Annotated in this window: 19 protein-coding genes; 4 read left to right on the top strand and 15 right to left on the bottom strand. The window is 40.0% G+C overall.

What is annotated here, in order from left to right; translation table 11 throughout:
* Positions 1–7: 7 nt before the first annotated feature.
* On the bottom strand, positions 8–688 hold the full coding sequence (locus G0Q07_RS03735; protein ID WP_163344828.1) for a ferredoxin--NADP reductase: 681 nt from the start codon (positions 686–688) through the stop codon (positions 8–10).
* A gap of 264 nt (positions 689–952) precedes the next feature.
* Between G0Q07_RS03735 and G0Q07_RS03730 the strand changes: the two genes are divergently transcribed.
* A complete protein-coding gene (locus tag G0Q07_RS03730) occupies positions 953–1,456 on the top strand; it encodes a flavodoxin domain-containing protein (RefSeq protein WP_163344827.1) in 504 nt (167 codons plus the stop codon).
* Here the strand turns inward: G0Q07_RS03730 and G0Q07_RS03725 are convergent.
* From G0Q07_RS03725 to G0Q07_RS03695, 7 genes are all read right to left on the bottom strand, one after another.
* The gene (locus G0Q07_RS03725; protein WP_262887989.1) at positions 1,453–2,166 is read right to left on the bottom strand and encodes a tRNA1(Val) (adenine(37)-N6)-methyltransferase; all 714 of its coding nucleotides are present in this window, start codon (positions 2,164–2,166) and stop codon (positions 1,453–1,455) included. The two genes, G0Q07_RS03730 and G0Q07_RS03725, sit on opposite strands and share 4 nt — an antisense overlap.
* A 33-nt stretch (positions 2,167–2,199) precedes the next feature.
* The gene (locus tag G0Q07_RS03720) at positions 2,200–2,976 is read right to left on the bottom strand and encodes a TIGR02757 family protein (protein ID WP_203532669.1); all 777 of its coding nucleotides are present in this window, start codon (positions 2,974–2,976) and stop codon (positions 2,200–2,202) included.
* A 5-nt stretch (positions 2,977–2,981) separates the two neighbouring features.
* A complete protein-coding gene (locus G0Q07_RS03715) occupies positions 2,982–3,632 on the bottom strand; it encodes an ABC transporter ATP-binding protein (RefSeq protein WP_163344825.1) in 651 nt (216 codons plus the stop codon).
* A 30-nt stretch (positions 3,633–3,662) separates the two neighbouring features.
* Positions 3,663–4,691 carry a calcium/sodium antiporter gene (locus tag G0Q07_RS03710; protein ID WP_163344824.1) on the bottom strand — a complete coding sequence of 343 codons (1,029 nt, stop codon included), beginning with the start codon at positions 4,689–4,691 and terminating at the stop codon, positions 3,663–3,665.
* A 19-nt stretch (positions 4,692–4,710) separates the two neighbouring features.
* Positions 4,711–4,977, bottom strand: a complete 267-nt coding sequence (locus G0Q07_RS03705) for a Sec-independent protein translocase subunit TatA/TatB (RefSeq protein ID WP_203532668.1) — start codon at positions 4,975–4,977, stop codon at positions 4,711–4,713.
* Between the two features lie 531 nt (positions 4,978–5,508).
* Entirely contained in the window at positions 5,509–8,508 is a 3,000-nt protein-coding gene (gene secDF / locus G0Q07_RS03700) for a protein translocase subunit SecDF (RefSeq protein WP_163344823.1), read from the bottom strand.
* 105 nt (positions 8,509–8,613) lie between these two features.
* Positions 8,614–9,015: a hypothetical protein gene (locus tag G0Q07_RS03695; protein ID WP_163344822.1), complete on the bottom strand. Its 402-nt coding sequence runs from the start codon at positions 9,013–9,015 to the stop codon at positions 8,614–8,616.
* 166 nt (positions 9,016–9,181) lie between these two features.
* Between G0Q07_RS03695 and G0Q07_RS03690 the strand changes: the two genes are divergently transcribed.
* The 3 genes from G0Q07_RS03690 to G0Q07_RS03680 all read left to right on the top strand — a co-directional run bounded on the left by G0Q07_RS03690 (position 9,182) and on the right by G0Q07_RS03680 (position 11,865).
* The gene (locus tag G0Q07_RS03690; RefSeq protein ID WP_163344821.1) at positions 9,182–9,604 is read left to right on the top strand and encodes a gamma-glutamylcyclotransferase family protein; all 423 of its coding nucleotides are present in this window, start codon (positions 9,182–9,184) and stop codon (positions 9,602–9,604) included.
* 105 nt (positions 9,605–9,709) lie between these two features.
* Positions 9,710–11,224, top strand: a complete 1,515-nt coding sequence (locus G0Q07_RS03685; protein ID WP_163344820.1) for a TolB family protein — start codon at positions 9,710–9,712, stop codon at positions 11,222–11,224.
* Positions 11,225–11,268: 44 nt separating this feature from the next.
* A complete protein-coding gene (locus tag G0Q07_RS03680; protein ID WP_163344819.1) occupies positions 11,269–11,865 on the top strand; it encodes a hypothetical protein in 597 nt (198 codons plus the stop codon).
* A 30-nt stretch (positions 11,866–11,895) separates the two neighbouring features.
* On the opposite strand, the gene G0Q07_RS03675 is transcribed toward G0Q07_RS03680, so the two are convergent.
* The 7 genes from G0Q07_RS03675 to G0Q07_RS03645 all read right to left on the bottom strand — a co-directional run bounded on the left by G0Q07_RS03675 (position 11,896) and on the right by G0Q07_RS03645 (position 18,662).
* On the bottom strand, positions 11,896–12,321 hold the full coding sequence (locus G0Q07_RS03675) for an aspartyl protease family protein (protein ID WP_163344818.1): 426 nt from the start codon (positions 12,319–12,321) through the stop codon (positions 11,896–11,898).
* 183 nt (positions 12,322–12,504) lie between these two features.
* Positions 12,505–13,425, bottom strand: a complete 921-nt coding sequence (locus tag G0Q07_RS03670; protein ID WP_163344817.1) for a malate dehydrogenase — start codon at positions 13,423–13,425, stop codon at positions 12,505–12,507.
* A 253-nt stretch (positions 13,426–13,678) separates the two neighbouring features.
* Entirely contained in the window at positions 13,679–14,323 is a 645-nt protein-coding gene (locus tag G0Q07_RS03665; protein WP_163344816.1) for a hypothetical protein, read from the bottom strand.
* On the bottom strand, positions 14,320–15,852 hold the full coding sequence (locus tag G0Q07_RS03660; RefSeq protein ID WP_163344815.1) for a DUF5916 domain-containing protein: 1,533 nt from the start codon (positions 15,850–15,852) through the stop codon (positions 14,320–14,322). Before G0Q07_RS03660 ends, G0Q07_RS03665 begins: the two co-directional genes overlap by 4 nt.
* A gap of 161 nt (positions 15,853–16,013) precedes the next feature.
* Positions 16,014–16,796: a TolC family protein gene (locus tag G0Q07_RS03655; protein ID WP_163344814.1), complete on the bottom strand. Its 783-nt coding sequence runs from the start codon at positions 16,794–16,796 to the stop codon at positions 16,014–16,016.
* A complete protein-coding gene (locus G0Q07_RS03650) occupies positions 16,748–17,350 on the bottom strand; it encodes a TolC family protein (protein ID WP_163344813.1) in 603 nt (200 codons plus the stop codon). The genes G0Q07_RS03655 and G0Q07_RS03650 overlap by 49 nt, the downstream gene beginning before the upstream one ends.
* 181 nt (positions 17,351–17,531) lie before the next feature.
* Positions 17,532–18,662, bottom strand: coding sequence for an efflux RND transporter periplasmic adaptor subunit (locus G0Q07_RS03645; RefSeq protein ID WP_163344812.1), 1,131 nt, complete (start codon positions 18,660–18,662; stop codon positions 17,532–17,534).
* Positions 18,663–18,715 lie beyond the last annotated feature (53 nt).

The following is an 18,715-nucleotide window of genomic DNA, read 5'->3' as shown; positions in this document are numbered from 1 at the left end:
TTATATCTTAAAAATATACCTCAACGGTAATATTCTCTCTTCCAAATCCTTTCTCGCTTAAAATCTCCATCGAGTCGAAGATCATATCACTGTTTCCGCAAAGGTAAAAACAAGTGTTTTTATCAAATTCTGTCTTTTTCAGGTAGTCAGTCACCCTGCCATTAAAATCGCCACTTTTATCGCGCGATGTACAAAGTGTGTGATGCGCTTTATTATAACTTTCCTGCTCGTAGGCTTCTTCGGCATTTCGAACTCCGTGAATTAAATGGTAATTCAAATCAGGATTACTTTTTACCATACTATGAAAAGGTGCAATTCCGGTTCCACTGGCAATAAAAACATGTTGGTGCGTGTCTTTATTTTTCTCATCCAGACCAAATTTTCCGAAAGGACCGTGTACCTCTACCATGTCGCCCACTTTCAGATGCTTAAGTTTTGGTGAAAAATAACCACCTTCAACTTCTTTTACCAGCAACTCCAGATTTTCACCTTTTTCAGCACTGTAAATCGAGTACTCGCGGCTTTGATAATCGCCTGTGATAGATAAGGACACATGCTGCCCTGCAACAAATTCGAAACGACTTTTAGGTAACGACAGAACAAATGTGTGATCTGTTAATTTCCTGATTCCTATAACCTTATAATAATTTGTATCAAGCTGTACTTCTGGTTTCATATCAATTGTCATGATGTATCTATTTTTTTCTTCGACACAAAAATATGTGCAATTATTGACTTAAAAGACTTTTTGGTGTTTTATTTTACCGATAGTTTTAGAGAATTAACCGATTTTTAACACGAATGTTCAGTAGTGTGTCCTAATTTTGAATAGATATTTTCGAATGTCAATTTATATTTCTTTAAAAACCAAGTTATCGAAAAAATGAAACGAGTCCCGATTAACCGGGACGAGTTCCATCTTATTCCTTAGAAAACAAACAATTTTAATACGATGAAAACATTAATCACCTATTGCACCACACATGGTTGTACAGAAAAAACAGCCACCGAACTTAAACAGTTTCTAGGAGGCGAAGTATTACTAGTTAATCTTAAAAAGGAAGCAGCTCCCAATCTTTCTTCTTTTGACCGCGTAATTATTGGCGGCTCCATTCATGCCGGCCAGATTCAGAAAAAAGTAAAGGATTATTGCACTGAGAATATTGACATTCTGAAAAACAAAGAACTGGGTTTATTTATATGTTGCATGGAGGAAGGCGAAAAAGCAGAAATCCAGTTACAGGATGCTTTCGCAAATGATTTGTTGCAAAGTGCCAAAGCAACAGCATGTCTGGGTGGAGAATTCGATTTTAATAAAATGAATTTCTTTCAGAAAATGATTGTAAAGAAAGTAGCTAAAATTGAAGACAGCGTCTCGCACATTAACCACGATGCTATCAAACGCTTCTCAAAACAAATGAACCAAATTTTTAATCCGTTTATGTTTTTTGTTTAGAAGTTTAGGTAATAATCGCAGGTCAACTTTTTAAATTTATCGTTCCACGATCCGTCGTTGTTATAAATCTGCAGCCTGTCGGTTGCTGTGGAACATTCTTTTTTAATCATTTCTACTAAAATCCGGTTGGTCGGTTTATTCTCATTAGGACTTACCATCGTAATTCGGGTTAGATAGAGATGATTAAGCTTTGCCAGGTGTTCTATATCTTTTAATACTGTTTCAGGGAAAACAAACGCACATCGGCCTTCTTCCGATAATAACTTAGAGGTACTATACAGCAGAGTTTTATGCGATAAACTATCAGTATGCCGCGCCAACGACCGATTTTCATTTCCGGCTTTTAACGAATTCTGAAAGTAAGGAGGATTGGATACTATCAAATCGAACTGTTGAGTAGTTTCTGATGCAAATTTCTGTAAAGAAATATGCTGAACTTTTACCCTCTCTTTCCAGACCGATGCAGCCACATTTTTAGCAGCTTCTTCCGCAGCATTTTTTTCAATTTCGATGGCAGTAATATCTGCCTGCGAGCGCTGTGCCAGCATTAAAGCAATCAAACCTGTTCCTGTCCCGATATCCAGAATCTGCTTACAGTGGCAAACGTTTGCCCAGGCACCCAGCAAAATACCGTCAATGCCAACTTTCATGGCCGATCGTTCCTGTTCGATCCGAAATTGCTTGAATTGAAAATAGTTGTTTCTGCCCATATCGCTTAACCCAAAGGTACAAATTCACAAAACTCAGAATTTTTCAAAAACACCCAATCCAAACAGTGCAAAATCGTATTTTATCGGGTCATTCGGATCGAATTCGCGTAAAAAAGCGGTTATTTCTTCCACCGCTTTCCAGTCGTTAGAGCGGCGTTGCAATAGCCCCAGTTTTCGGCCAACATTGCCGGTGTGTAAATCAAGTGGTAACATTAGTGCCCGTTGAGGGATTCCGTTCCACAAGCCAAAATCCACTCCCGATTTATCGCTACGGCACATCCATCTCAGATACATATTCAGGCGTTTAGCAGAAGCTCCCTTGTTTACGTTTGAAATATGTTTGCGTGTTCGTTCTCCTTTTGTTTCGAAAAACACCGAATAAAAATGTGCTAAAGCTGATTTTACAGATTCTTCTGTTTGATATCCGTTTTCAAAAACCGTTTGCAAGCCCTCGCGATTTTTATAGATATTTCGTAGCGAACGGATAAAATAAATACAATCGTTGCCATTAAACGTGCGGTGAACAAATTTTTGCAGCCGATTAAGTTCTTCTTCCGAGGCATTTAGCACAAAATCGTGAGGCTGATTATCGAGCATAGCCATTAAACGCAAAGCATTTTTTATTATGGCTGCGCGGTTTCCCCAGGCAATTGTTGCAGCCAAAAAACCGGCAATCTCAATGTTCTCTTTTTTTATAAATTGTTTGGGTACCTGAATCGGATCGGTTTCAATAAATTCAGGTTGATTGTATTTTTCAACTTTTTCGTTAAGGAAATCTTCTAAGTCCTGATTTGAAATGGATATCGGCATTTCTCCTACTCTATAATTCCGTCCTTTATGTGGATGATCCGGTCGGATTGTTCGGCAAAATTATCATCGTGGGTAACAATAATAAACGTCTGTCCCATATCGTTGCGCAATTTGAAAAGCAGGTCGTGCAATTCATTGCGATTGGCAGAGTCCAGGTTTCCGGAAGGTTCGTCGGCCATTACTACCGACGGGCTGTTAATTAGTGCACGTGCCATTGCCACACGTTGTTTTTCACCACCCGATAATTCCGATGGTTTATGGCTCATGCGATCGGCCAGCCCCAAATAATCGATCAACTCTTTTGCGCGTGCCTCTGCTTTTGCTTTAGGTGTTTTGGCAATAAATGCCGGAATACAAACATTCTCCAGCGCTGTAAACTCAGGTAACAAATGATGAAATTGAAACACAAACCCAATTTGGCGGTTACGAAAATCGGCCAGCTTCTTTTCACTCAGATCAGAAATTTTCGAATCGTTGAAGAAGAGTTCCCCACTGTCGGGCTTACTTAACGTTCCCAAAATTTGAAGTAAAGTAGTCTTCCCTGCACCACTGGCTCCTACAATGGAATAAACTTTTCCTTTTGGAATATCCAAATCGATTCCCTTTAACACCTCAAGTGCTCCAAACGATTTCGTTATATTAGCAGCTCTTATCAAAGCAATTATTTAATAGAATAAACACAAATTTTACATCCTTAGTATTTCAAATACCACATAAACCAGGTAAGCCAGCAACAGTATTACTCCGGTTAATTTTCCCACTTTCCAGCGCTGAAGGAGTAAAAGCACGATCAGCAACAATACCGATCCTGATAAAATAAGCGCTGAGCTTAGCAAATTGCCACCAGCTTCAATAGTACCTCCGGAAATAAGCATTACAAGTATAAAAGGGAATCCCAGTCCAACCAAAATATCAAAAATATTCGAACCAATGGCGTTGCTAACCGCCATTTCTCCCCGCCCCTGGCGTGCCACAATAAGCGACGAAAACAAATCGGGGATTGAGGTTCCTATTGCCAGAACGGTAAGTGCAATAATGGCTTCCGGAATATTTAATTCGTGTGATATTACTACGGCCAATTCAACCAATGCCCAACTTAATGCAGCAATTAGCAAAATCGACACAAAAAATACGAGGTAATAACGTTTTGGCTTTGGAAAAATGAAACAAAGTACATGATCGAAAAGTCCCAGAAAACCCTTTGGATTACATTCGGTTTCTTCCACTTCATCGCTAAGTTTATCTTTGTATGTAAACCATTTTCGCCAATAAACGACCACAATTACATACAACACGTAAACCCCAAGAAAAACAGCTGTCTCCCAAAGTTCCAGTTTGCCATCCCATATAAATAATACCAGAAGGGCAACCGAAAGTGAATAAAAGACAAGATCGCGGATAACCGGACTTTTTGTAAGCGTGGCTTTTCGAACCAGTGCCGATGCGCCAACAATTACCAAGAGGTTAAATATAGCGCTACCAACAATACTTCCGATACCAATCGCCTGGTGATCGCCGGGTTTTATAACGGCAAACAGGGCAACGAACAATTCCGGAGCACTCGACCCTACTGCCATCAATGTGGCACCGGCAGCATCGCTCGACAAACGCAGGTCTTTCGAAATTTTATCAAGCGAGGAAATAAAAAATAAATCCACAACGCGGGCAAGCAATATAAAGCAAGCCAGCAATGCCAATATGGAGAGTAGAATCATTAACAATGATTTTTTGGATTTAATCCTTCAGCTTATCAGTAATATCTTTTTGAATATCTGTGGTTTCCTTTTTAACCGTTGAAGAAACCTCGTCGATATCCTTTTTAATGTCAGAAGTATGGTTATCGAGTTCGCGTTTTATTTCGTTTGTGGCCTTTTTAAACTCTCGCATTCCCTTCCCCATTGTTTTGGCAATATCCGGGATCGCTTTCGATCCGAAAAACAACAATGCCAATAGCATCACCAATACTATCTCGCCACCACTTATAAATAACAAATACTGCATCGTTAAAATTGATTTAGATCACAAATATATAAAAAGTTGGAAGTCAGAAGACCGAAGTGGGAAGATAGTTTTGCACGTGATTACCGATAAATATTCTACAAAATAAAGTCCTGGTTTCATCCTTTCACCTTCCGCTGGCTATCAGGAGCTTGCCGCAGATCAAAAATGAGTGTCCGCAGCCACTATTTTGCTCTCCGCTGACATAAACCAGGCGTCCGCAGGCAGTGTATAGCTTTCCGCTGACAATATTTTAGCGTCCGCAGCCTAAAAAAACACGTCCGCACTTACATTTTTCTTGTCCGCAGGCCTGCGGACTAACATTTAGTAACAGCGGAAAACCTGTTTGCATGCAAATGTTTACTTTTTGTCAGAATTATAGCGTCTTCACTTCAACAAAATGTTGAAGCAATACTTCCGGTTGAGGATTTTAAGACTTCCGGAATGCAAAAAGGATGTCATCCCAGTTAAGCGATGACATCCTTTGTATCAATTCAGTCTTCCGTCTTTCAACTTCAGACTTCTGTTTTCAATCTATTTCTTACGTTTTGAAACCACTTTAGCTAAACGACTGCGCGTGTCGTGTGCAATTGGTGTTGCAATAAAAAGCGATGAGTAAGTACCAACAAGTACACCCACTAACAATGCAAACGTAAATCCGCGAATGGTAGCTCCTCCGAATAAGAAGATGGCCAGCAATACCACGAAAGTTGACAACGAAGTACTAAATGTACGACGAAGCGTGCTGTTCAATGCAGCATCAACATTTTCTACACGATCGCGTTTTGGGTGCAAGCCCAGGTATTCCCTGATGCGGTCGAATACAACCACCGTATCGTTAATGGAGTAACCCAGCACCGTTAGAATGGCTGCAATAAACGCCTGGTCGATTTCCAATGCAAATGGCAACACTCCTGAAAACAATGAAAAGATTCCCAGCACAATCAAGGAGTCGTGCGCTAGTGCAGCAACCGCTCCCAAACCATATTGCCAGTCGCGGAAACGAACCAGAATATAAAGGAAGATAATAATCAGCGAGAAGCCAATTGCAATAGCTGCATCCTTTCGAATATCATCTGAAATGGTAGGACCTACTTTTTGTGAACTCTGTTGATAGTCCAGTGTAAACTCTTCTAATGTTACCGATTTATCGATCAGGTCGGCATCCTGCAAACCTTGCATCAATAAACCTTCTACTTCGTTATCAATATTTTCACTGCGGTCTTCAATTTTATAGTCGGTGGTAATTTTAATGTTATCACCTGTAGTTTTTACCTCTGGTGCTGAACCAAAAACATCGGCAAGTGCCGCACGTACTTCGCCTACTTCAACATCTTCCTGGAATGCAACAATGTACGAACGACCACCTTTAAAGTCGATACCGTAATCCAATCCACGAACAAGGAAAGAGCCGATAGAAATCAAAATGAATACACTTGAAATGATGTAGAACATTTTTCTTTTCTCGAGGAATTTAATTTTGGTTTTACGCAGCCAATTTTCTGTTGCTGAAGAGGTAAATAAAATACGACCACCTTTTTTCAGTTGCCATTCGAAAATCAAACGGGTTAAGAAAATTGCCGAGAACAGAGAGGTAAGAATACCAATGATTAAAGTTGTAGCAAAACCTTTAATCGGGCCAGAACCAAACATGTATAGAACGATACCGGTTAACAATGTTGTTACCTGACCGTCGATAATTGCTGAGTAAGCGTTTTTATAACCATCGGTAATGGCTAACTTTACACCTTTACCGGCGCGCATTTCTTCCTGAACACGTTCGTAAATCAGCACGTTGGCATCAACCGACATACCAATGGTAAGCACAATACCCGCGATACCTGGCAATGTAAGTACAGCACCAAGCGAAGCAAGAATACCGAAGATGAAGAACATGTTAGCGATTAGTGCAATGTTTGCAGCTAAACCTGCATTTTTACTGTAGAAGAACAACATGTAAACCAGTACCAGCGCAAAAGCGATTACAAATGAAATTAAACCGCTGTTAATCGCTTTCTGCCCCAGCGAAGGACCAACAATATCTTCCTGAATGATACGTGCAGGAGCCGGCATTTTTCCCGACTTCAATACGTTTGCAAGGTCTTGCGCCTCTTCAATACTTTCCAAACCTGAAATGCTTGAGCGTCCACCAGGGATCTCTCCATTTACCGTTGGGAACGAACGAACGTAACCATCTAAAACGATAGCGATCGATTTACCAACGTTTTCTTTCGTCATACGTTGCCAAACCTTTGATCCTTCAGCATTCATTTGCATAGCTACTTCAGGATTTGTTCCAAACTGGTCGTAATCCTGACGAGCATCGGTAATTACACCTCCATCAAGGGGTGCTTTTCCGTCGCGGGTAGTAACTTTTAGTGCAATTAAACGGTAAAAAGTACCTGCTTCATCAGCCGCTTTTGCTGTCCAAACGAATCTCATGTCGCGAGGGAACAAACTTCTGATCTGTGGATTATGCAGGTAAGTATTAATCTGTGACGTGTCTTTAGCGTTTGCCATACCTACAACAGGACCGGGATAAAGCTGACCGGATTGATCGGTACTTGGGTTCAAAAGGGCAAACAATGGAAACTGCTCTTTAAAAGCAGCTAAATTATCAGGTGTTGCAGTGGTATCGTCGGCAGCACCTGCTTCCAACTCCGAAAGCAAAGAATTTTCTTCTGCATCATCAGCCGTTGTTTCCGCTTCTGTTGTATCAACAGCAGTTTCTTCAACACTTTTTTCTGAATCAAGCACTTCCATTTCTTTAATTCGCTCGTTGGCCTGAAGCATATATTGATACACTTCCTGGTTCTCGTAAGTTTCCCAAAACTCAAGGTTTGCGGTTCCCTGCAACAGGTTACGCACACGGTTCTGATCTTTAACACCAGGTAACTCCACCAAAATTCTACTTTTGTTTTGCAGTTGCTGAATATTAGGCTGTGCTACACCAAAACGGTCGATACGCGTACGGATGATATTAAAAGCATTGTCGATTGCTGCAGAAGTTTGCTCATCGATAATTTTTAATACCTCGGCATTGCTTGTGTTGAAATTAACCTGTTCGCGAAGTTCCAGAGTATTGAAAACAGCAGCCAAACGTGCATTCGGATCGATTTCTTCAAAAGCCTCGCCAAACAGCGTTACAAAGTCTTTTGTACTGTTTTGCTGGTTTTTCTGTGCCAGTGCCAACGCAGCGTTAAATGTTTCATCGTCGCTGTAATTCGACATTGCACGGATGATATCCTGTACTTCAACTTGCAGCGTTACGTTCATACCTCCTTTAAGGTCAAGTCCCAGGTTTAATTCCAGTTCCTGAACATCTTTGTAAGTATACTTTTTCAGTCCAAGGAAGTTGTAAACCACTTCACTCTTCATTGAATCGAGGTATTGAAACTCTTTCATTTCATCACCTTGTGCATATTCAATGGCATCGTCTTTTACCTGATTGGATACCCAGGTAAACGATAGTTGGTAAAAACATACCGCTGCCAACAGAATTGCAAATGTTAAAATTGCACCTTTGTTTTGCATTTTAATTGAATTTAAATGTTTATTGTTATTTTTTAATTGATTGAATTCGAGATGGTTCAGACAAACTTTGCCTGATATTCTTTTATAAGGATAAAAGAACTACGATCAACCTATCGGGTCTTCATCGGGGGAAAAGACGTGATTTTGGAAAACCAGGTAATGATAAGATGAAATTAGCGGTGTGGTTTGTATAACCCGCTCGGCTTTTAAAACCTGGTAATTGCGAACCGAATGATAATTGCGTAAAAATTTGTCGTGCAGCTGAGGCTTTGTATTGCGGGAATGGCCCCTGTCTTCAAAGGTTTTAATCGTATTTGAAGCCGTTTGCGAAATCAGGTATACTTTGCCCTGCTCGCTACTCTGCTCCTGCGATTCAGCCTTAATCCTTTTAACTTCCTCCGGGTTATTTCCAAAATAAACATCAAGCACCAAAGCAGCAGCAATTACCGTCATAAATAGGGCCAGCTGAACCGCAAATTTTCTTGTTATTTTTATTTTAGAAATCATTTGTTAAATCTCTCGTCTGCAAGCGCTTAAAACATTTGTTGTAAATAAAACTTTTTTCACTTGTTTTTACACCTTATTTTTAAGCGGAGCAAATATACCGAAATACCCGAGCTTTCCAAAGGTAATGAAGGTAATTTAGAAGTATTTCGTTTAACACCAACAATTTATGATTAATGTATTTGTATATGGGTCGCTGTTATTTCCTGAAATTGCCGATGGATTATGCGGGCAAACAGTAAAGTCTGAAGTTGCAACTTTAAAAGGGTTTGCACGCGTTGCTATAAAAGGTGCAGATTATCCTGCAATAATCCCAATGAAAAACTCGGAGGTAAAAGGAAAAGTATTATTGCATCTAAATGAAAAAGCGATTGGTCTGCTGGCTTTTTACGAGGGCAACGAATATAAAATCGTGCCGGTTGAAGTTGAAACCGACTCATTGATTATAAATGCAATTGCCTTTGTATGGAAAGCCGGGTACGAATTTCTTGAAGACTTTGATTGGAACAAAGCACAATTTAAATCGGAATCGCTGGAGTTTTATCGTGATGAAATTATTCCTGCAACAGTGAAAGAATACTATAACCAATAATAGCTTCAAGATGTGTTCAACAATAGGTCCTGCATTCTGATATTTGAACGAAAACTCCTTATTTTTACCCCCTGAAAAACGATAACCAACTAAATTAAAAACGTCATGATCAAATCTGCTTTCTTAAGTTTATTCACCGTACTTTTCGTCCTGTTACTTAGTTCAAATTTTTCACTGGCACAGAACCAAGTAGGTATTTTCGATAGCCACACTGATATTGGCGCTTGCAAACATGAGGGTTTTGCATCATTCAATCCAAGCGATCAAACATACACAATCGGAGGATCGGGACTAAACATGTGGTTTGGCGACGATCAGTTTCATTACCTGTGGACAACACTGCAGGGTGATTTTATTTTACGTGCCGAAGTTAAATTTCTGGGAGACGGTGTTGATCCGCACCGAAAAGTTGGTTGGATGGTTCGGAATAACCTCGACAGTAATTCGCCGCATGCAAACGCAACGGTTCATGGCGACGGGCTAACATCATTACAATACCGAAAAACGACAGGTGCCGATACGGAAGAAGTGATATCTGACGATACGGCTCCGGATGTAATCCAGCTGGAAAGAAAGGGCGCTACTTTTATCATGTCGACGGCCAAATTTGGCGAACCTTTAAAAGTGGTGCAACTCGATAACCTCTCGCTCGACAACGAAGTTTATGTGGGTATTTATGTTTGTGCACATAACCCGGATGTTATGGAAAGTGCTGTTTACCGCAATGTGCGAATTATTCGTCCTGAAAAAGAAGATTACGTACCCTACACCGATTATATTGGCAGCAATCTCGAAATACTTGATATTGAGAGTGGTTTACGAAAAGTGATCCATCAATCGGCACACTCCATTCAGGCACCCAACTGGACACCTGATGATGAAAATCTGATCTACAACTCAAAAGGCCACTTATTCACCTACAAGCTGGCAGACGGAGAAATAAATCCGTTAAATACCGGTTTTGCTACCAATAACAACAACGACCATGTTCTTAGTTTTGATGGTAGTTTGTTAGGGATTTCGCACCACAGTGCGGATAACGATGGTAATTCAACGATTTATTACCTGCCGGCCAAAGGCGATTCTACTCCGGTTCGGGTTACAAAAACCGGAATTGGCGCTTCGTACTTTCACGGTTGGTCGCCCGACAAAAAAACGATGCTTTTTACCGGCCAGCGAAACGGACAATATGATATTTACAGTGTTGATGTAGCAAGCGGAGAAGAAACACAATTGTCCAACTTTAAAACGCTTGATGACGGTTCGGAATTCAGTCCGGATGGAAAATACATCTTTTTTAACTCGGCAAGAAGCGGAACAATGCAACTGTGGCGAATGGACGCCGATGGAAAAAATCCGGTACAGCTGACCAACGACAAATACAACGACTGGTTTCCACATGTTAGCCCGGATAAAAAATGGATCGTATTTATTTCATTCCCTGAAGATGTTGATCCCGGCGATCATCCGTTTTATAAACATTGCCTTATTCGATTAATTCCTTACGAAGGTGGCGAACCTCGTATTTTAGCCTATATTTATGGAGGTCAGGGGTCAATGAATGTTCCAAACTGGTCGCCAAACAGCAAGAAGATTGCGTTTATCTCGAACAGCAATTAAGCAAGATTCGATTCGCTTGCTGTACAAAATCAAAAAAATATGCCATGATAAAAAGATTAAGTTTCACTTTCGCTTTGTTAACCTCCCTTGTTTCGATGAGTTGCAAAGAGATAAACCACAGTCCGGTTGAAGAGGGTAAACTTGAAAATGGTGTTTATTCCAGTACCTATTTCAATATGAGTATGAATGTTCCGGAAAGCTGGGAGGTGGATACTATGGGCAAAATTGAAAGAAAGACACCTGCAGAAGAAGCAGATAAAAAGGATACTGTTTTAGTGGCCAATTTGCTCACTATCTACCGAGAAGGAGAACAAGAGGATTTTAAACCTAACCTGTCCATAATGGCAGAAAGCAAAACTCTTTATCCACAACTAAAAAAAGAAAGCGACTATTTGGAACATACCCAAAAACAATATGCAAATTTAGATCCTATAACTTCTGACATCAAAAAGAAGGTGCTAACTAACGACATTGAATGTTATACGTTCGATTTAGCAATGACCATTCAGGATATGACAATTAAACAAACCCATTTTGCATTAAAAAAAGAGGACTTTTATATCGACATCACAATTACGTATCAATCGGATAAGCAAAAAGAAGAATTGAAAGCCATTGTAAATTCGTTAACACTGAATTAGACCTAATCCAATCTTTTAAAAAAGGGATTTTCAACTTGTCAATAGTAAACGTTTTCGTTTATAATCGATTACGGCATTGTATTTTACCAGGAAATCGCTACCCAGCAAACCACAGATTTTGTAGTCGGTAACTTTTTGGTACAGTTCGTTTATATGATTCATATCCATCAGTGCCACTTTCATATTATCAACTTTTAGCTTACCAAAAAGCAGCGGTTTTAAAATACCTGACGAAGTTTTTAAGGGCTCCTCACTCATATTGGCTGCATGAAGATCTTCAGTTTCTCCATTTTCCGACAAAATAAAATCAGTAAGGTTTTTATCGAATACCGATTTGGATGCGCCGGTATCAACAACCCAATAAGCATTTTGCTCACCATTAAATTGTGAGGGCAGAATTAAATGATAATTCGAGGATTCCAGTTCTATAATGTCGATAGGTATTTTCGTTCGCATGGTTCCAAATTTAAAACAAATTCGCACAAAAAAGGCCCGCAAAAATTGCGGGCCTCTGTATGCTGTGTTTATACCGATATGAAATCAAATTGAACCTCAAAATTTCAATCGGCATTAACCATTGTAATTTCATCGTTTCGCTTAGGTCTCACGATGAAAAACAATTGGTATAATTCTATCGAATTATAGTAAATCGTTCACTTTTGAAACACCTTCTGCACTTGCAGTAAGTTTTTCTTTTTCGGCAGCTGAAAGTTCAATTTCAACAATTTTCTCGATACCGTTTTTACCAATCACACAAGGAACACCAATTGAAATGTCGTTTAAGCCATACTCACCTTCAAGTAAAGCTGAACATGGGAACATTTTTTGAGAATCCAAAGCAATGGCGCGCACCAATTCTGATACTGCTGCACCAGGAGCATACCATGCGCTGGTTCCCAGCAATTTTGTTAAAGTAGCACCACCAACTTTCGTAGCTTCAACTACTTCTGCTTGTTTTTCTTCGCTTAAAAATTCAGCAACAGGAACACTGTTACAAACGGCTTTATCAATTAATGGAACCATACCAGTATCGCTGTGACCACCAATTACCATCGCCGAGATATCTGACTGTGGGCAATCCATTGCTTCAGCCAATCTGTATTTGAAACGTGCGCTATCTAATGCGCCACCCATACCGATAATTCTGTTTTTAGGAAGACCTGTAGCTTTATGAGCCAGGTAAGCCATTGTATCCATTGGGTTACTTACCACAATGATGATTACGTTTGGCGACTCAGCAATTAATTTTTCAGCAACGTCTTTTACAATACCGGCATTAATACCAATCAGCTCTTCACGAGTCATTCCCGGTTTACGAGGAATACCACTGGTAATAACTGCAACATCGCTACCGGCTGTTTTCGTGTAATCGTTAGTGCTACCAACAATGTTCGAATCAAAACCGTTTAACGAAGCAGTTTGCATCAAATCCATCGCTTTTCCTTCAGCAAATCCTTCTTTAATATCAACCAAAACTATTTCTTCTGCAAAATCTTTAATTGCAATATACTCAGCACAACTTGCGCCTACTGCGCCTGCTCCAACTACTGTTACTTTCATTTTACTAGTGAGTTTTATATTATAAAATCGTTTTTATCTTAAACAATTGTCTGTCAAATTGTTTTAAGGCACGCAAAGTTAATTTTTTTTCGCGATGTCAGAAATAATTTGAAGCCCCCAAAACCGGTTTAACAAATTGGTAAAACATACGATTTGTCGCTCTAAACAGAAGTGATTTTAGTCACTAATAGTTGGCTTTTTTACGAATATGAAAGAGAATGGTTCGGTTAATTAAGGCCACAAGCGTATTACATTAATTCAACCAATAAGTCATTTTTAAAACCACCGCCCGGTTTCTTGAATTCCAGTTTCCGGTAAAATAATTGTCGGTATAAACCAGGTAAATATCTGAAACTGGTTGGTAACGCCACTGAAAGCGGGAATTGATATTAAGATTATCGATTTGCTCGTTATATTGTACAAAAGTCGACCAGAAGATTTTATCGCTAAAAGTGATATCCATTTTAGGACCTACCAGCCAAAATTGTTCGCGGCTAAATGGATCGCCCAAATCCATATCGGCGTAATTAAAATTCATGGCAAGGTTTACATAGGGTTGAAAACGGTAACCAATTTCACCCTCAACGTACTGTATATCGCCACTATAAAAACTACCTTTCACAATCTCGGCCTGCCAGGTAAATAACGATTTACGGGTGGATCTGTATGAAACCGCTAAAGCACCAAAATTATATTCCGATCCTTCGGGTAAATAATTTTCAGGATCCTGCGTTGGGTTAAAATCGCCACGAAGCTTTACAAACTGGTCGGTATATTCAAAACTCAACTGTGCACGGTTGGCAAATGTAAAATCGTATTCAAGCTGGTATTCATGTTCAATCAAATCCTTATCCGGATTATAATAATTATCGAGTTTTATACTTGGTCCATGACTCACCACTTTTTGTTCGGCACAAACGTGTAACCGGCTTCGGCACCAATAAAATTATATCCTGTTCGGCGCACATATCCGGCTTCAGCGCGGTAATTTTCGCCCACCGAAGTTTCGAAAAGTCCAAGTTGAATATGAGGGGTTTTATACATTAACATGGCTCCCTGCGAGTATTGTTTGTCGGGATTATCAGGCTGAAATGAGCGATGGTAGAAGAATTTCCCATCCCAAACATTATCTTTGCTAGCCAGGTTATAGTCGAAACCAATCACACGGTTAAACATGCTGGTATCCGAGGGCACATCAAAGTATTCTTTATTAACGGCAATAAATCCGAGGCTCGATCGTGTAAAAATCTTCTTCTGAACGGAAGCTACTGTAAAATTCCGCGCCAGGTTTTCACCTGTTTCTTCGGTGGCCATATTCATAAAACCAACCCGCCAGTTGTTACCAATTTTTCCACTCAACCGGACTCCTGCAAGCACCGGAGCATCCAAACCAACTCTTCTTGAAAAAAATGGAGTAAGCGAATGTGCGTAGCCGTAACTTGAAAACAGGTCGCTGTTCTCTAGGAAGAACTGCCGTTTTTCGGGAAAGAACAATTCAAAACGATCGATATTGGTTACCTGTTGATCCACTTCAACCTGGGCAAAATCCGGATTGTAAGTCAAATCGAGTGTCATGGAAGAAGAGATACCCACTTTGGCATCAAAACCAATATCGGTACGATAATCGGTACTTGTTCCGGCCTCAAAATCTTTTGCCGCTCCGCCTAGTAAATACGGAATTACCGAAAACTGCATTTTTGATTTTGGCAACGGCTCTTCAAATTTCATACGTCCGGTATACGCCAGTGATGCCGTTGGGAACTGCCTTGGAACAGGTGCCCATGCCGACTTTTCATCCGATTTTAAATCGAGGCGGCTAAAGTTTACATTCCACTCGCGGCTTCCTGTTGGATAACGAACCGACTTAAACGGAATGCGCATTTCGCTTACCCAGCGGTCGTCGTAATGTTTGGTTTCAATCTCCCATTTGCAATCCCAATCCAACGAAATACTACTTCCGTTGCTCATGGTTCCATCCCATTTTGCGCCCGAGGCGGAAACCCCAAACGAAAAACCACTTGTCTGGTCTAAAAATGTATCGAAAAATATAAGCAGGTTGTCGTTACTTCCAAAACTAAAATCGCGCCGGAAAGATTCCATAATCCGATCGCCTGGAATGTAGTCGTAAAAAATTTGCGCTACATACAAAGCTTTGTCGTCGTAGGCCATCATCATTGTTGAAGGTTGTTTGGCAAACCCGGTATCGATGGGCAAAACCCGGTAAAACTTATCGGCTTTTTGCGCGCGTTCCCAATCGTTTTCGTCAATTACACCATCAATGGTTATTTCAGATTGCAATTTCTTAACCTGATAGACATAATCTTTGTTGAAGGTATTAATTGTGGTATCCGACTTTAAGATAAAATTACTGGCAACAGCGGTTACCGAGAAAAATAAGCAGAGGATTAAGACCAAAGACAACTTCATAAGAAATAGCTTTAATTGATTTAGGTAAAATAAGTTGTCGACAAAGATATCAAATTGTCTCAATCGCAATGTGCAAATTGTCACATCTAATAAAATTCTACAAACAAAAAGCCCTGACGGTAACCGTCAGGGCACAAAAAACAATGTTCAAGCAAGATCTGCTACAAGGAGATTGGTACCCCGTTGTAGAAATCAAGTATTTTCGTGCGGAAAATATATTCATATTTTGCCTGTAGCAGATTCGACTGCGCATTGGTCAGATTTGTTTTACTCTGGTTGTACTCAACGGAGTTAATCATTCCTACATTAAATTTTTCTTCGGTGTAACGGAAAGCTTCTTTCATTGAAGCCACTGCCTTATCAGACGAAATGTAACGGTTTAACGCTGCCAGAGCATTGGTGTATACTTGCTCAATATCTCTGCGCAAAACATTACGGCTTTGTTGTAATTGATATTCGTAATCGGCAATTTGCAGTTCGGAGTTAGTAATATTGTTTTTTACCTGGAAACGGTTAAAAATTGGAATACTCAATGTAAGCCCCAGACTTGAGCGGCTGTTGTTTTTTAGTTGTGTTCCTAAATCAATCGTCTCGTTAGCTATTTTATACTGGTTATTGTACTGGTTGTAATAATTAGCCCCAAAGCTCAAACTCGGGTAACGGCCTCCCTTTGCAATTGCCAATTGTTTCGATGCACTTTCAACGCGCAGCTGGGCGGCTTTTATTTCAGGACGTACGTTAATAGCTGTGCTAAATATATCGTAGGCATTAATCATAGTAAGGTTGGCCTGAATTTCGGGTAACGATGGTTTTTCAATCGTAAAACTTTCGGCCATGGGCAGTTCTAAAAGCTGAAATAAATTCAGATACGCCAGCTGAACCCGGTTTTGAGCATTTACCAAATCCAACTCTTCGCGTGCCAGTTGCGCCTCAATTTCGAGCAATGCCCCCGGGCTTCACTACCTGCATCAACCAATTGGCGGGTGCGTTCAATTTGTTGTTTTGTAACTTCAATAGTTGCTTCGGCTACCAACTCCAGTTCTTCGGCAAAAAGAATTTCAAGATATTCTGCCGATATGGAAAGCATAATATCATCTTTTGTTTTTTGCAAGTCGGCCATGGTAGCCTGCAAATCGAGCTCGCGCATTTTAACGGTATTACTCAGTGTCATTCCGTTATAAAGCGTAATATTGGTATTTAAGCCACCGGCAACACTCGATGAGTTGATATTATCGTAAGTATTGTCGTAGGTTAGCGAGCGACCGAAACTAAAATCGTTGCTCAACTGACCATTCAAATTAGGCAGCTTATCATCTTTTGCCTGCTTAACAAGTATTTCGTTATAACGTGTTGATATTTCCTGTCGTTTTACCTGAAGATTGTTTTCGATGGCATAATCGAAACAGGTTTGCAAATCCCAAACGTTTTGCGCCTGCAGATTCAAGGCTCCTGCCGACAGTATAATTCCTAAAAAAAAGGTTAAAAGACTCTTCATCATGTATTGTTTTTTGTTTTGCGACTAATTTACATAAAGCAATGTGAATTACCTATTGTTTGTATCAAGTCAAAGATTCAACTTCATTCCGTCATGCTGAATTCATTTCAGCATCTTTTAAATAACAGAGATTCCGAAACAAGTTCGGAATGACGCATTCTGCGACTTGATACTTAATTTGACACTAACCATTATTGGCTTGCGCTTCCTGTACTTTCTTCGGATCGATCTTTTCGCCTTTCACGCTATCCTCCACTTTCAATCCTTCTGTTATTTCTATATTTATTCCGTCAGAAAGGCCGGTGTGTACGAAACGTTTTTCGTAGTTTGGTTCCTCGTTTGTTCCTGTATTCACTTCAACAAACGACGAATCGTTTTCAAACTGTAGCAGACCTTCTGGAATAACCATTACGTTTTCTTTGCGCTCTAAAACGATATTGGCATTTGCACTGTACCCTGCACGGATAAACTGGCCTTCTTTCAGTTTTACATTTGCTTTAATCTCAAACTGAATGGCTCCATTTTCTTCCACCCCTTTTGGCGAAATATATTCCAAAACAGCAGCAAATTTTTCTTCATCGATAGCACCTATTTCCATTTCAATTGGCATTCCTTCGCGGATTTTCCCTACCTCGGTTTCATCTACATTTCCTTCAAAGATCATATCGCCCATATCGGCAACCGATGCAATGGTAGTTCCTGCGTTAAAGGTATTTGCCTGTATTACGGAGTTACCTTCTTCAACCGGAACATCCAACACCATTCCGTTAATGGTTGAGCGCACCAGCGTATTAGTAGCCGTTTCAGCCTTTTTTGTTACACCATTTTTAATTAATTCTAAATTATTTTCGGCAGCTGTCAATTCTTCTTTGGAAGAATCGTAAGCTACTTTTGCCGATTTAAACTCTTCGTACGAGATCACTTCTTTGTCGAACAGTTTTTGCTGGCGGTCGTAATCGATCTGTGCATCTTCGAAATTAATCTTTGCACGATTTACACGCGTTTCTGCCGAATTAAGTGTTACCATATCAGGAATAATTTTGATACGTGCCACTACCTGGCCTTTGGTAATTTTATCGCCGGCAACAACATACAGCTCATCAATAATTCCTGAAACCTGCGGAACGATCTCAATTTCAAAGCGCGGTACCACCGAACCGGTAGCTACCGTTTTCATTACCACATCGCTGTAAAAAGGTTTCTTGTTCTCAAAAAAATCTGTTTTCTTTTTCGATTTGTTGTAAAGGAAGAAAAGTGTTCCTCCAAATATTGCAACCAATACTACAACTCCTAAAATTCTAAATACTTTCTTCATGGCTAAATTGTTTTTTGTTCTTTATTATTTTTTACACGAAGACTCAAAGTCCT

Source organism: Draconibacterium halophilum, assembly GCF_010448835.1.
GTDB lineage: Bacteria > Bacteroidota > Bacteroidia > Bacteroidales > Prolixibacteraceae > Draconibacterium > Draconibacterium halophilum.
This window is presented reverse-complemented; position numbering and strand designations above follow the sequence as displayed.